The sequence below is a fragment of the Acidimicrobiales bacterium genome (genome assembly GCA_016716005.1).
In the GTDB taxonomy this organism is placed as follows: domain Bacteria; phylum Actinomycetota; class Acidimicrobiia; order Acidimicrobiales; family JADJXE01; genus JADJXE01.
Window position 1 is genome coordinate 1216971 of the sequence record JADJXE010000001.1, and the last position, 13611, is coordinate 1230581.

Below are 13611 nucleotides of genomic sequence, written 5' to 3' on the forward strand. Positions count from 1 at the left end.
TGGGGCCATGACGGTCCGGGTGTTCCTCCTCGACGACCACGAGATCGTCCGACGCGGCCTCCGCGACCTGCTCGAGGCCGAAGACGACCTCGAGGTCGTCGGCGAGGCGTCCACCGCGGCCGAGGCGGTGGGCCGCATCCCGGCCACGACGCCCGACGTGGCCGTGCTCGACGTGCGGCTGCCCGACGGCAACGGCGTGGAGGTGTGCCGGGACATCCGCGCCCGCCACCCGGAGGTGCAGTGCCTCATCCTCACGTCGTTCGCCGACGACGACGCCCTGTTCGACGCCATCATGGCGGGGGCCGCCGGCTACGTCCTCAAGCAGATCAGGGGCAACGACCTGGTCGACGCCGTGCGCAAGGTCGCCCAGGGCCAGTCGCTGCTCGACCCGGCCGTGACCCGCCGGGTGCTCGAGCGGCTGCGGCGAGGGCCCGAGGAGGACGAGCGCCTGGCCCGGCTCACCGACCAGGAGCGGCGGATCCTCGAGCTGATCGCCGAGGGCCTCACCAACCGCCAGATCGCCGACCGCATCCACCTGGCCGAGAAGACGGTGAAGAACTACGTGTCGAACCTGCTGACCAAGTTGGGCATGGAGCGCCGCACCGAGGCGGCGGTGTACGCCGCCCGTCTCGCCGAGCGCCGCCGCGAGTCCCCGTGAGGCGAGGGAGCACGCCATGCGCCTGATCGACGAACGCACCGGGCTCGAGGTGCTCGACCGCCACGAGTGCCTGAAGCTGCTGGCCGCCGACCACATCGGCCGCGTGGCCGTGGTCGACGGGGGCCGGCCGCTGGTGCTGCCGGTGAACTACGTGCTCGACGGCGAGTCGGTGCTGTTCCGCACCGCCCCCGGCACCAAGTTCGACCTCGCGGTGCGGGGCGCCAACGTGGCCTTCGAGATCGATGCCGCCGATCCCCTGTACCACACGGGGTGGAGCGTGCTCGGCAACGGGCTGGCCGAGGAGGTGACCGACCCGGCCGAGCTGGCCCGCATCGCCGACCTGCCGCTGCGGCCGTGGGCGGCGGGCGAGAAGCCCCACGTGGTGCGGGTGCGCCTCGAGCAGCTGAACGGGCGGCGGATCGTGCACGTGGCCGAGGGCCTCGACGAGCCCGCGGAGGCCGCGGAGTAGCTACGGCGTGGCGGGGGTGACGCCCTCGCGGTAGTACAGGAACAGGTCCTCCACCACCTCGCGCAGCCCATCGGCCGTGGCGCCCTTGGCCAGGTCGATCGTGACCATGTTGCTGTACACGTGCACCGCCGCGACCTGGCCGGTGTCGAACAGCCGGCGCGCCAGCTCGTCGGGCGGGCGGGTGCCGGTGGCGTCCTCGCGGGAGCGGTACCGCTCGTGGCCCATGCCGGTCAGGCTGCGGTTGGCCTCGAAGCGGACGACGCCGGGCGTGGCAGACATCTTCTCGACGACGCTGACGGGCTGGCCCACGAAGACAGGAGCGTAGCCGGGCGGCTGGCTACGCTCGGCCGCTGTGATCTCGGTGCGCCACTACCGCACCGGCGCCCCGGGCGTCGAGATCGGTGATCCCGAGACGATCGACCAGCACCTGGCCGAGCAGGACGGCCTGGTCTGGGTCGACGTGGACGCGCCGACGCCGGAGGACGTGAAGCTCCTCGTCGAGGAGTTCGACGTGCACCACCTGGCCGCCGAGGATCTCCTCGAGGCCCGCCAGCGCCCGAAGCTCGAGCGCTACGGCAACCACTTCCTGCTGGTGGCCCGGGACTGCCGCCTCGAGGACACGACCCTGGTGGCGATGGAGATCGACGTCGTCTTCGGCGACGGCTGGATCATCACCGTGCGCAAGCCGTCGCACCTGGGACACGAGCCGGTCTCGTTGGACGAGGTGGCGCGCCACTTCGAGCGCCAGCGCTCGGGCGAGGGCGCGACCGACGAGGGGTTCCTGCTCTACGTGCTCCTCGACACCCTCGTCGACCGGTACTTCGTGGTGGTCGACCAGCTGGAGGAGCGCCTCGAGGACCTCGAGGAGCTGGTCTTCGGCGAGGAGGGGCAGGGGGCACCCGTAGCCAGCTCCGACGCCGTCGAGCTCCAGCGGACGATGTTCCGGCTGCGCTCGACCTTGATGGGGCTGCGACGCTCGGTGGCGCCGCTGCGAGAGGTGCTGGGCGCGCTCCAGCGGCGTGAGGTGCCGTTCCTGGGCGAGGCGGCGGTGATGCACCTCCAGGACGTCTACGACCACGTGCTGCGCATCGTCGACCTGAACGAGAGCCAGCGCGAGCTGCTCACCGCGGTGCAGGAGGCGAGGATCGCCATCGCCGGCAACCGCATGAACCAGGTGATGAAGACCATGACCTCGTGGGGCGCGATCCTGCTCGGATCCACCCTCATCGCCGGGATCTACGGGATGAACTTCAGGTACATGCCCGAGCTCGACTGGCGGTACGGCTACCCGATGGCGCTGACCATGATGCTGGTCCTCACCGTCGGGCTCTTCCGTTGGTTCAAGCGTCACGAGTGGCTGTAAGTTGACCGTGCGGTCAAGTTCTGTCTCTCTCGCTTCCCTGGGGGGATGCTGCGATGCCCGACATCACGCTGGAGGAGTTCGAGAAGGAGGCCCGGGCGTTCCTCGACGCCAACGCGCCGCTGCGCGAGGAGGAGAAGCGGTTCGTCTGGGGCGAGGGCTCCGACCGGGTGGCGCTGTTCGACGAGAAGGCCCGCGACGCCGAGCGGGTCGAGCTGCAGCGGGCCCAGGCGTGGCGGGCCACCAAGTTCGACGCCGGCTTCGGCTGGGTCGGCGGCCCCGCGCAGTACGGCGGCCGTGAGCTGCCCGCGGCCTACGACCGGCTCTGGCAGAGCCTGGAGTCGCGCTACCAGACGCCGAACCAGGGCTTCTTCGGGATCGGCCTCGGCATGGTGGCGCCCACGATCCTCGCCCACGGCTCCGACACCGCCAGGGACGCGTACCTGCGGAAGATGTACCGGGGCGACATCGTCGGGTGCCAGCTGTTCAGCGAGCCGGGTGCCGGCTCCGACCTGGCGTCGCTGCAGACCAAGGCCGTGCGCGACGGTGACGAGTGGCTCGTCACGGGCCAGAAGGTGTGGACCTCGGGCGCCCACTACTCCGACATCGGCGAGATCATCTGCCGCACCGATCCCGACCTGCCCAAGCACAAGGGCCTGACCGGCTTCGTGGTCGACATGAAGGCGCCCGGGGTCGAGGTGCGGCCCCTGCGCCAGATGACGGGCGGGGCGTCGTTCAACGAGGTGTTCTTCAACGAGGTGCGGGTGCCCGACGACCACCGCCTGGGCGACGTGAACCAGGGTTGGACCGTGGCCCTCACCACCCTCATGAACGAGCGGGCGTCGATCGGGGCCGGCGGCGCGGGCGGCTCCAGCGTCATGTCGTTCGCCCGGCTCGGCGAGATGGTCCGGCACTTCGGCCTCGACACGGATCCCCTCGTGCGCCAGGAGCTCGCCGACCTGGTCATCCGCTCCCGGGTGGCGGGCTACACCGGGCAGCGGGCGATGGACAAGCTGCGCGCCGGCCAGCTGCCGGGGCCCGAGATGTCCATCGGCAAGCTGGCGCTCACCAACAACATGTACGCCACCGCCGAGTTCGTGTGCCGGGTGCTGGGGCCCCGCATCATCGCCGACTCGGGCGAGTGGGGGACGTGGGCCTGGTCGAAGTTCGTGCTCGGCGTGCCGGGCATGCGCATCGCGGGCGGCTCCGACGAGGTGATGAAGAACATCGTCGGCGAGCGAGTGCTGGGCCTGCCCAAGGACTCGGGCATCGACAGCACGAGCCCCTTCAAGGACCTGCGGGTCGGCACCCAGGCGGGCTAGCGCGGACCGAGCGCCAGGCCGAGCTGCTCGACCTGGTAGAGGCGGCGCACGCCCGTCCAGGGCTGGTGATCCATGAAGACCCAGCTGCGCCGGTGGATCGCGCTCGGGCCGAGCCACGCCAGCGCCGCCCGGTGCCGGGGGCACGGGTAGCCCTTGTTGGCGGCGAACTCGTAGGCCGGGTAGTGCTCGGCCTCGGCGCGCATGATCCGGTCGCGGGTGACCTTGGCAAGGATCGAGGCAGCCGAGATCGACAGGCAGGTGGCGTCGCCCCTCACCAGCCGCTCGGTGGCGCCGTTCCCGACGAAGTCCCACGCCCCGTCCACGAGGACCCGGTGGGGAGCGAGGCCCAGGCCGTCGAGCGCCCGGCGGGCGGCGAGGCGCTGCGCCTCGGACATGCCCAGCTCGTCGCACTCCTCGGGGCTGGCATGGCCCACCGACCAGGCCGTGCACCAGCCTGCGATGCGGTCGAAGAGGTGCTCGCGCCCGGCCTCGGTCAGCTGCTTGGAGTCCCGGACCCCGCGGACGCGTCGGTCCCGTGGCAGCACGGCCGCGCCCACCGTGAGGGGACCGGCCCACGAGCCGCGACCCACCTCGTCCATGCCGACGACGACGTCGTGCCCGTCGGCCCAGAGCCGCTTCTCCACCGTGAGGGTCGGCGGCTTGGTGCGGGTGGCGGCCACGAGCCGAACGCTACCGGGGTGGGCGGCCGTGCCCGGCGACCGCCGGGCAGGGGTCCGGACCGCCTCGCCGGCCCCGATCACGCGGCCTTCGTGCCGATCGGGAGGGCCGCCAGCCCATCCGTCAGCTCAGGGTGACGCCGGGCGCGCCGCTGTCGACCACGCCGACCAGCACGAACCCACCGACCTCGAGCTGGGCGACCGCCGAGCGGTCGACCGCGGCGAGGAGGCCACCGGAGGTCTGCGGGTCGTAGGCGATCGCCTCCAACGCCGGGGCGGCCGACACCAGCACCCGACCGGCCAGGTGTTGGCGGTTCCGAGCGTCGCCACCCGTGCGGATCCCCGCCTCGGCCGCCTCCAGCGCGCCCTGGTAGAGCGGGAGGCGGGCGCCGTCGAACGAGAGCCGCACACCGCCGCGCTCGGCCATCTCCCACCCGTGGCCCAGCAGGCCGAAGCCGGTCACGTCCGTGACCGCGTGCACCGCACCCCCGAGCGATCGGAGCCGCTCGGACGCCCCGCGGTTGAGCCGGCGCATGCCCAGCACCGCGGCCGCCTTGGCCGCGTCCGAGCCGCCGGCCAGCACGATGCCGGTGCCGAGGGGCTTCGACAGCACCAGCGCGTCCCCCACCCGTGCCCCGCCCTTGGTGAACACGCGGTCGGGGTGCACCAGCCCCTGCACCGCGAGGCCGAAGATCGGCTCCTCGGAGCGGATGGTGTGCCCGCCCGCCACCGCACCGCCGGCCTCCGCCACCGTCGCGGCGGCGGCAGCCAGGATCGCGGCCACCGCCTCCACCGGCATCCGCTCCGGGAACGCCGAGATGTTGAGGGCCAGCACCACCCGGCCACCCATGGCGAACACGTCGCTGCAGGCGTTGGCCGCGGCGATGGCCCCGAAGTCGGACGGGTCGTCGACGAGCGGCGGGAAGAAGTCGGTGGTGGACACCAGCGCCACGTCGTCCGACAAGCGGTAGACCGCGGCATCGTCGAACGGTGCCAGCCCGACGAGGAGCGACTCGTCGGCGGTCGCCGCCGCCAGCTCCTGGACGAGCGCCGACAGCGGCGCCGCCCCCCACTTGGCGGCGCACCCCCCGCACGACGTCCACTCGGTGAGCCGGATGTCGACCTCGGTCACCCCAACCTCCCGACGTGCTCCCGCTCCGACTCGTCGGCCGGCGTGGCCACGAAGGCGTCCACGATCTCGCAGGCCACGACCGGCGACGTGAGCCGCAGGCCGAGGGCCAGCACGTTGGCGTCGTTCCAGCGCCGGGCCCCGCGGGCCGTCTCGGCGTCGGTGCACAGCGCGGCCCGCACCCCGGGCACCTTGTTGGCCGCGATCGACACGCCCGTCCCCGTCCAGCAGCACACGATGCCGATGTCGGCGCCTCCCCCGGCCACCAGCGCCCCCACCCTCCGCCCGACGTCGGGCCATGCCTCGCCCTCGGCCACCGTGACCAGCTCGTGGCCGGCACCGGTGAGATGGCGGCACAGCTCGTCGGTGACGACGGTTCGCTCGTCGGTGCCGAAGGCGACCCGCATGCCGCCCACCGTAGCGGCGGCCTCGCCCGCTGCCGGCGGCGCCCATGAGCAGCCGGCCGCGGGGCACAGCGTCGGGGACATCACCGGCACGCCCGCGTACGCTCGGCACCCGATGCCGCAGCGCACCGTGGCCGTCGTGCCCCACACCCACTGGGACCGCGAGTGGTACTCGCCCTTCCAGACCTTCCGCCTCCGCCTCGTCGACCTCCTCGACGAGCTGCTCCCGCGGCTCGAGGCCGACCCGTCGCTCTCGCACTTCCTGCTCGATGGCCAGATGGCCCTGGTCGACGACTACCTGGCGGTGCGGCCCGAGGCCGAGGAGCGCCTGCGCCGGCTGGCCGCGAGCGGCCGCGTGGCCATGGGGCCGTGGTACACGCTGCCCGACGAGTTCCTCGTGTCGGGCGAGACCCTCGTGCGGAACCTGCAGCGCGGCCTCCAGCGAGCGGCCGCCTTCGGCGGGGCCATGGCGGTGGGCTACCTCCCCGACATGTTCGGGCACGTGGCCCAGATGCCCCAGCTCCTCCGGCAGGCCGAGCTCGACCAGGCCGTGGTCTGGCGCGGGGTGCCGGCGGCCGTCGACCGGACCGCCTTCTGGTGGGAGGCTCCCGACGGCTCCCGGGTGCGCGCCCAGTACCTGTGGACCGCCGGCTACGGCAACGGCGCCTACCTTCCCGACGACGCCGGGGAGCTCGTCGGCCGCATCCGGGCGTGGGAGCAGGACCTGGGCCCCGCCCTGGTCGGTGACCTGCTGTGGATGTACGGCACCGACCATCAGGTGCCCCGCCCCCACCTCGGCCGGGTCGTGGCCGAGGCCAACGACCTGCAGGACGACTACCACCTGGAGATCACCAGCCTGTCGGCGTTCCTCGACGCCGCCCCCACCGACGGCCTGGCCACGTGGGTGGGCGAGCTGCGCTCCGGCGCTCGGGCCAACCTGCTGATGGGCGTGATCTCCAACCGGGTCGACGTGAAGCAGGCGGCGGCACGGGCAGAGCGGGCCGTCGAGCAGCTGGCCGAACCCCTGTGCGCGCTGTTCCTCCCGGCCGACCGCTGGCCCGAGCGGCTGCTCGACGAGGCCTGGCTGCAGCTGCTCCGCAACTCGGCCCACGACTCGATCTGCGCGTGCTCGGCCGACGACGTGGTGGAGGCCGTGCTCCACCGCTACGCCGAGGCCGTGCACATCGCCCAGGGCCTCACCGAGCGGGCGCTGCGCGCCCTCGGCGAGTCGCTGGCCACCGAGGGGCCGGTCGTCGTGAACCCCTCGCCCCGGGCGCGCAGCGGCCTGGTGGAGCTCGACCTCCCCGGCGACGTCGAGGCCGAGGGCACCCAGCCGCTCGTCGCCGACCCGCAGGTGCCGGGTGACCTCCGCCTCACCGGCGCCGAGCTCCCGCCCTACCTCAACCTGCTCCGCAGCCAGCAGCTCGACGCCCACACCTACGTGAACGCCATCGACGTCGACGATCGCGGCGACGAGGTCGAGGTGGTCCTCTCCGCCGACCGCCACCTGCTCGAGAACCTCATCGTGTCGGACGTGAAGGCCGACCTGCTGGCCAAGGCGCAGGCCCGGCCAGACGCCCACTTCCACATCCGGGTGACCCGGCCACCCCGCCGGCGCGTGCTGGCCCGGATGGACGACCTGCCCGCCTACGGCTGGGCGGCGTGGACGCCGGCGCCGCTCTCCGTCGTGCCCGTCGCCGCCTCGCGGACGACCATGGCCAACGGCCTGGTGACGGTGGAGGTCGACCCCGACCGCGGCACCTTCGCCATCGACGGCCTGCCCGGCTTCGGGCACCTCGTCGACGACGGCGACCACGGCGACACCTACAGCTGGTCCCCACCCGAGCACGACCTGCTCGTCGACGAGCCCGAGGACGTGCAGGTGCACGTGGCCGACGCCGGGCCGCTCCTCGCCCGCCTCGTCGTCGACCGGCGCTACACCTGGCCGGAGCGGGTGCGGGCCCGCCGCCGGGTCGGCGAGCGCACGGTCGACGTGCGGACCACCCTCGAGCTCCGGGCCGGCGAGCGGCTGGTGCGGATGACCGTGGCCTTCGACAACCCCAGCCGCGACCACCGGCTCCGGGCCTGGCTGCCCCTCCCCCGGCCGGCCACCACGTCGTCGGCCGAGTGCGCGTTCGCCGTCGTGGAGCGGGGCCTCACCGCCGAGGGCGGGCCCTCGGAGACGGGCATCCCCACGTTCCCGAGCCGCCGCTTCGTGCAGGCCGGGGGGCTCACCGTGGTGCACGAGGGACTCGACGAGTACGAGCTGGTCGACGTGCACGACGGCGCGGCCCACGCGCTGGCCCTCACCCTGCTTCGGGCCACAGGGATGCTGTCACGCGTCGAGGTGGCGACCCGACCGCTGCCGGCGGGCCCGCCGATGCGCGTCGAGGGGCCCCAGCTGCTCGGCCACCGGGAGGTGCACCTCGCCGTGCAGGTGGGCGACGTCGACCCCTACGCCCTGGTCGACCAGGCCTACCTGCCGCTGCAGGTCGCCGTGGGCCGGGGCACGGGGACCCGCCCGGCCACCGGTCAGGCCCTCGATCTCCGGGGGGCCCGGGTGTCCTCGGTGGTGCGCACGGCGGGCGGCCTCGAGGTCCGCCTCTTCAACCCCACGGCCGAACCCACGTGGGTCGACCTCGGGGGGCACCGCGGCTGGCTGGTCGACCTGCGGGGCGCGCCGGTCGGCCCGGTCGAGGGCGGCTTCGGGCTGGCGCCCTGGCGCATCGCGACCGTTCGCCTGCCCGGATGAGCGACTTCCCGCTCGCCGACCTGCTCGGCCTGCGCGCCGAACGGGGCGATCCCGGCCGCGGGAGCGCCACCATCGCCGTCACGCCCACCCACCACAACCCGCACGGGGTCGTGCACGGCGCCGTCGTGTTCGCCCTCGTCGACACGGCCATGGGCGCGGCCGTCACCGGCCTGCTGCCCGAGGGCGCGACCTGCGCCACCATCGAGGTCCAGGTTCGCTTCCTGCGCCCGGTCACCGGCGGGCCGCTGGTGGCCGAGGCCGAGGTGGTGCACCCCGGCCGGCGCATCCTCCACCTCGAGTCGAGGGTGAGGGATGCCGACGACCGGCTGGTCGCCCTGGCCACGGGCTCCTTCGCCGTCCTCTCACCGCCCACCGACTGACCCGACGCGGGCGGGGGCGGGGCCGTCGGGCAAAGGGACCGCCGGCGCCTCGTCAGCCGAACGACACCGGTCCGCTCTCGTCGCGTGGGCCGGTGTCGCCGCCCCCGACTGCCGGCCGCGCCACCGGCCCGAGGAGCGCCTCGGCCGCGGGGCGCTCGTCGCGCCACGCCGGGTCGAGGCCGGGGCTGCAGAGCAGCGGCGGCTGTACCCCCTCGGCCAGGTCGACCTCCCAGAGCAGCGCCGGCCTCTCGCCGTGCCAGCGGACGGCGTAGCCCGCCGGCCCGAACCGCGTGGGCACGCCGTGAACCTCGAACCCCTGGCCCCACCAGCCGGCCGGCAGCTCCGAGCACAGGTCGAGGTGGTCGGCGCTGTCGGCCACGAGCAGATCGCGCACGAGCACCAGGAAGCGGCCGGCCGCCTCGAGGCTGGCCCCCTCGGGGCCCACCGACCAGGTCCACGTGGGCGAGGCCGCCGCCACCAGCGCGGCCAGGCCGGTGGCGCCCGAGGCGCCGCCGGTCGGACCGGCCAGTGGCTCCAGGTCGGCCACCACCCCGCCGGCGGCGAGCAGCCGCTCGGCGCTGCGCTCGGCATCGGCCGCGGCCCGCGCCTCGCCCGCCAGCCCCAGCACGGTGGCCGCGGCGGCCACGCCCCGCACGGCCGTGGCCCGGACTGGCCGCTGCCGGGCCAGCCGCTCCACCGCCCCGGCGACCGACACCACCACCGTCTCGGCCAGCACGCGGTCACCCGTGCGGCCCAGCAGCCGGCCGAGCGCCCACAGGGCGGAGCCGTCGTCCAGGGCCAGATCGCACGCCAGCAGCGCCTCGCCCGCCTCGTCGGCGAACCCGTGGTCGGCCAGCCCGGCCGCCGCCCACGCCACGGCGCGCACGGCCGCCGCGGTGCCCCGGGCGGGCTCGGCCGCCGCGGCCAGCAGCAGCGAGCACCGCGCCGCCCGCACCGCCTCGGCCAGGCGCGCGTCGGGCAGCTCGAGCCGCGACCCCCGCTGGTCCTGTGCCACCCAGCCCCGCGCCACCTGCTCCGGCGGCGGCAGGGCCGCCGGGTCGCCGGGTGGGTGCTCGGCGCACCCGAGCACGACGCGGAGGGTGGTGTGGTGGGGCAGCGGGTACACCACCGCCGCGGTGGCCCGGCCCTCGTCGCAGTGGACCGCCCCCCGCCAGCGATCCGGGGCGCCGCCGGCCAGGACCACCTCGGCCACGTCGCCGCCGGCACCGGTCGAGGCGGCGGCGCGGTTCGGCGGCCTGGGCAGCCGCAGGACGGGCCGGCCGTCGACGCGCACCACCTCGCCGTCGAGATCGATGGAGCGGACCGGCGCGGCCCCCTCCGGTGAGAACGGGCGCACGGCGATCGCCAGCGCCACCGGCACCGGCGAGTCGTTGCGCCACTCGACCGCGATCACCTCGGCTCCGTCGCCCACCGCGCCGTACACCCGCTGCACGACGTCGCCCGAGGGCACGCGCATGGCCGTCTCCACCACGGGCACGCCGTCGACGAGCCGCTGGCGCAGCGCGGCCTCGCGGGCGGGGACGTGCCACCGGTCGTCGGCGCCCACCCACCAGTCGAGCGACCACGCCCCCCGCCGGGGCGTGACCGCGCCGGACGGGTCGACGAGCCCGGGCGCCGCCGCCCCCAGCGCGCCGACTGGGGTCCACCGTGCGCCCTCACCCCGCTCGAAGCGCCGGGGCAGCAGCCAGCCCTGCCCGGCGCGGGGCAGGCGCGGCGCCGGACGGGTCTCGGCGGCCGGGTCGGAACGGGCACGGCGGCGCAGGGGGCTCACGAGGCCCCGGACCCTACACTCGCCTGGTGCCCACCTCCGTGGCCGTGCTGGTGCCGGTGAAGCGCTTCGCCGAGGCCAAGCTGCGGCTCGCCCCCGCGCTGGCGCCCGAGGCGCGGGCCCGCCTGGCCCGCGACATGGCCGCCGGGGTGATCGCGGCGGCCGCTCCCCTGGCAGTGACGGTGGTGTGCGACGACGACGAGGTGGCCACCTGGGCCCGCGGGGTCGGCGCGGCCGTGCTGTGGTGCCCCCAGCGCGGCCTCGACGCCGCAGTGGCCGACGGTGTGGCCGCGCTGGCGGCCTCGGGCCTGGCCCGGGTGATCGTGGCCCACGCGGACCTCCCGCTCGCCGTCGGCCTGTCGTGGGTGGCCGCGTTCGAGGGCGTGACCCTCGTGCCCGACCGCCGCGACGACGGCACCAACGTGGCCTGTGTACCGGCAGCCGCCGGCTTCCGGTTCGCCTACGGCCCCGGCTCGTTCCGGCGGCACGCGGCCGAGGCCCGCCGCCTGGGCCTGGGCCTGCGCGTGGTGCGAGAGCGCCGCCTCGGCTGGGACGTCGACCTCCCCGCCGACCTCGCCCTGCCCCTCGACCTGGCCCCGTCGCCCCACGTGGCCATCGGCGCCCCCTCGACCTGACGGAGGACCCCGTGCACAGCCCGTTGCCCGTACCCGAGCGGGCCCTCGCCATCGGCGCCCATCCCGACGACATCGAGTTCGGAGCGGGGGCCACTCTCGCCACGTGGGCCGCAGCCGGCTGCGAGGTGAGCCTGCTCGTCTGCACCGACGGCTCGAAGGGCACGTGGGACCCCCACGAGGACTTGGCGCACCTGGTGGCCCGCCGCCAGGAGGAGCAGCGGGCCGCCGCCCGCGAGCTGGGCGCCACCGGCGACGTCGTGTTCCTGGGGTGGCCCGACGGCGAGCTGGAGTGCACGCTCCGCCAGCGCTGGGAGATCGCCTACTGGATCCGCCGCCTCCGCCCGACGGTCGTGCTCGGTCACGACCCGTGGAAGCGCTACCGGCTCCACCCCGACCACCGCAACGCCGGCTTCCTCGCGTGCGACGGCATCGTGGCCGCGCGCGATCCCCACTTCTTCCCCGAGCAGGAGATCGCGGCGCACCGGCCGGAGGCCCTGCTGCTGTTCGAGGCCGACGAGCACGACCACTGGGAGGACGTCAGCGGCGGGGTCGAGGCCAAGCTGGCCGCCCTCGAATCGCACGTGAGCCAGTTCCGCTCCACGATGTCGATCGACAACCACGGCGACGGCGACCAGCTGGAGGCGTTCCGCCGGCGGGTCCGCGAGCGCCTGGCCGCGCACGGAGCCGAGATCGGCGTGCTCCACGCCGAGGCCTTCAAGAGGATCGACCGCCTGTAGCGGCGGTCAGCCGGGCGCGAACTGCCCGGGTCGGCGGCCCGCGCCCGGACCGCCGGCGAACGCCTGGGCGATCGCCAGCCACTCCTCGGCCAGGGCACCGTCGGCCACCAGGGCGGTGTCGGCCGGATGCCGCCGCTGCACGGCGACGAGGCAGAAGTCGAGCGCAGGCCCGCGGATCGTGTCCGGCGCCGCCGGATCGCCCCAGGTCCACCGCTCCCCGCCGGGACCGGCCAGATCCACGTGGACCTCGCCGGTCGGGGACTCGAGCCCGCGCACCACGTAGCTCCACGGCCGCGCCCGCACACCGATCTGGGCGACGTGGCGGAGCCGCAGGGTGGGAGCCCGGCGGGCCCCGAGGGCATCGACCACGTCCTGGCCGTGCGCCCACGTCTCCATGAGCCGCGCCGACAGGAAGGACATGGCGCTCATCGGCGGGCCGTACCACGGCAGCCTGGACCTGGGGTCGAGGCCGCGGGCGGCCGCGAGCAGGGCCCGACGTTCGGCCCGCCACCACCGCAGCAGGTCGGCCGGGTCCATCACCCGGCCCCGCGCCACGGCCTGGTCGAGGTAGGCCGACGCGTCCTCGGCGTCGCGCAGCGCCTCGAGACCCGACGCGAACTGCTCGGGATCCGCCACCGCCAGGGTGGCGGTGCCATCGAAGAAGGCGAGGTGGCTGATCTGGTCTCGCACGGCCCAGCCCTCGGCGGGCGTCGGTCGGTCCCAGTCGGCGGGGCCGATGCCGGCGACGATCCGGTCGAGGTCGGCGTGCTCGTCGGCGAGGTCTCGGAGGAGCTCGTGCAACGGGTCCACGGGAGGATGCGTACCACGGCAGGGCCCGACCGTGCCCGGGCGCGCCACGGGGGCCCCGCAGGGCCCCCGTGCGACGAGCGGTGTGCGCTCAGGCCTTCTTGGCCGCGGAAGCCCGCTTGGCCGGCGCCGCCTTCTTCGCTGGGGCCTTCTTGACGGGCGCCTTCTTGGCCGGCGCCGCCTTCTTCGCCGGGACCTTCTTGGCCGGCGCCGCCTTCTTGGCCGGCGCCGCCTTCTTGGCCGGCGCCGCCTTCTTCGCCGGTGCCTTCTTGACGGGCGCCTTCTTCGCCGGCGCCGCCTTCTTCGCCGGGACCTTCTTGGCCGGCGCCGCCTTCTTGGCCGGCGCCGCCTTCTTGGCCGGCGCCTTCTTGACGGGCGCCTTCTTGGCCGGCGCCGCCTTCTTGGCCGGCGCCGCCTTCTTGGCGGGTGCCGCCTTCTTCGCCGGGGCCTTCTTGGCCGGCGCCTTGGCCGGGATCGGGGCAGTCACGTCGC

At 74.9% G+C, this 13611-nt stretch carries 15 protein-coding genes; 8 read left to right on the forward strand and 7 right to left on the reverse strand.

Translation table 11 applies throughout. From position 1 onward, the window contains the following. The first annotated feature begins 7 nt into the window (after nucleotides 1-7). Together IPM45_05905 and IPM45_05910 are read left to right on the forward strand one after the other, a co-directional pair. Nucleotides 8-658, forward strand: coding sequence for a response regulator transcription factor (locus tag IPM45_05905; protein ID MBK9179100.1), 651 nt, complete (start codon nucleotides 8-10; stop codon nucleotides 656-658). 16 nt (nucleotides 659-674) lie between these two features. Continuing rightward, nucleotides 675-1127 (forward strand): pyridoxamine 5'-phosphate oxidase family protein, encoded by a 453-nt coding sequence (locus IPM45_05910; protein MBK9179101.1) that lies wholly within the window; start codon nucleotides 675-677, stop codon nucleotides 1125-1127. Here the strand turns inward: IPM45_05910 and IPM45_05915 are convergent, their stop codons facing one another. After that, nucleotides 1128-1436: a NifU N-terminal domain-containing protein gene (locus IPM45_05915; protein ID MBK9179102.1), complete on the reverse strand. Its 309-nt coding sequence runs from the start codon at nucleotides 1434-1436 to the stop codon at nucleotides 1128-1130. It abuts the gene before it with no gap. A 43-nt stretch (nucleotides 1437-1479) separates the two neighbouring features. On the opposite strand from IPM45_05915, the gene corA reads away from it, so the two are divergent. Both corA and IPM45_05925 read left to right on the forward strand, forming a co-directional pair. Then, complete coding sequence (gene corA, locus IPM45_05920) at nucleotides 1480-2490, forward strand: magnesium/cobalt transporter CorA (protein ID MBK9179103.1); 1011 nt, start codon at nucleotides 1480-1482, stop codon at nucleotides 2488-2490. 53 nt (nucleotides 2491-2543) lie between these two features. Next, complete coding sequence (locus tag IPM45_05925) at nucleotides 2544-3809, forward strand: acyl-CoA dehydrogenase family protein (protein ID MBK9179104.1); 1266 nt, start codon at nucleotides 2544-2546, stop codon at nucleotides 3807-3809. Here IPM45_05925 and IPM45_05930 read toward each other — a convergent pair. The 3 genes from IPM45_05930 to IPM45_05940 all read right to left on the reverse strand — a co-directional run bounded on the left by IPM45_05930 (nucleotide 3806) and on the right by IPM45_05940 (nucleotide 6022). Next, nucleotides 3806-4408, reverse strand: a complete 603-nt coding sequence (locus IPM45_05930; protein MBK9179105.1) for a ribonuclease HII — start codon at nucleotides 4406-4408, stop codon at nucleotides 3806-3808. The two genes, IPM45_05925 and IPM45_05930, sit on opposite strands and share 4 nt — an antisense overlap. A gap of 202 nt (nucleotides 4409-4610) precedes the next feature. Beyond that, nucleotides 4611-5618: a selenide, water dikinase SelD gene (gene selD, locus IPM45_05935; protein ID MBK9179106.1), complete on the reverse strand. Its 1008-nt coding sequence runs from the start codon at nucleotides 5616-5618 to the stop codon at nucleotides 4611-4613. Further along, complete coding sequence (locus IPM45_05940; protein ID MBK9179107.1) at nucleotides 5615-6022, reverse strand: RpiB/LacA/LacB family sugar-phosphate isomerase; 408 nt, start codon at nucleotides 6020-6022, stop codon at nucleotides 5615-5617. The genes selD and IPM45_05940 overlap by 4 nt, the downstream gene beginning before the upstream one ends. Nucleotides 6023-6134: 112 nt before the next feature. On the opposite strand from IPM45_05940, the gene IPM45_05945 reads away from it, so the two are divergent. Both IPM45_05945 and IPM45_05950 read left to right on the forward strand, forming a co-directional pair. Continuing rightward, nucleotides 6135-8771 carry an alpha-mannosidase gene (locus IPM45_05945; protein MBK9179108.1) on the forward strand — a complete coding sequence of 879 codons (2637 nt, stop codon included), beginning with the start codon at nucleotides 6135-6137 and terminating at the stop codon, nucleotides 8769-8771. Next, nucleotides 8768-9151: a PaaI family thioesterase gene (locus tag IPM45_05950; GenBank protein MBK9179109.1), complete on the forward strand. Its 384-nt coding sequence runs from the start codon at nucleotides 8768-8770 to the stop codon at nucleotides 9149-9151. The genes IPM45_05945 and IPM45_05950 overlap by 4 nt, the downstream gene beginning before the upstream one ends. Nucleotides 9152-9203: 52 nt before the next feature. On the opposite strand, the gene IPM45_05955 is transcribed toward IPM45_05950, so the two are convergent. Further along, entirely contained in the window at nucleotides 9204-10943 is a 1740-nt protein-coding gene (locus tag IPM45_05955) for a hypothetical protein (GenBank protein MBK9179110.1), read from the reverse strand. Nucleotides 10944-10969: 26 nt separating this feature from the next. Here IPM45_05955 and cofC point away from each other — a divergent pair, with 26 nt between their 5' ends. Both cofC and IPM45_05965 read left to right on the forward strand, forming a co-directional pair. Next, nucleotides 10970-11575: a 2-phospho-L-lactate guanylyltransferase gene (cofC, locus tag IPM45_05960; protein MBK9179111.1), complete on the forward strand. Its 606-nt coding sequence runs from the start codon at nucleotides 10970-10972 to the stop codon at nucleotides 11573-11575. Then, on the forward strand, nucleotides 11572-12312 hold the full coding sequence (locus IPM45_05965) for a PIG-L family deacetylase (GenBank protein MBK9179112.1): 741 nt from the start codon (nucleotides 11572-11574) through the stop codon (nucleotides 12310-12312). Before cofC ends, IPM45_05965 begins: the two co-directional genes overlap by 4 nt. 6 nt (nucleotides 12313-12318) lie before the next feature. On the opposite strand, the gene IPM45_05970 is transcribed toward IPM45_05965, so the two are convergent. Next, a complete protein-coding gene (locus IPM45_05970; GenBank protein MBK9179113.1) occupies nucleotides 12319-13113 on the reverse strand; it encodes a TIGR03084 family protein in 795 nt (264 codons plus the stop codon). 97 nt (nucleotides 13114-13210) lie between these two features. Further along, nucleotides 13211-13606, reverse strand: a complete 396-nt coding sequence (locus tag IPM45_05975; protein MBK9179114.1) for a hypothetical protein — start codon at nucleotides 13604-13606, stop codon at nucleotides 13211-13213. Between the last annotated feature and the right edge of the window lie 5 nt (nucleotides 13607-13611).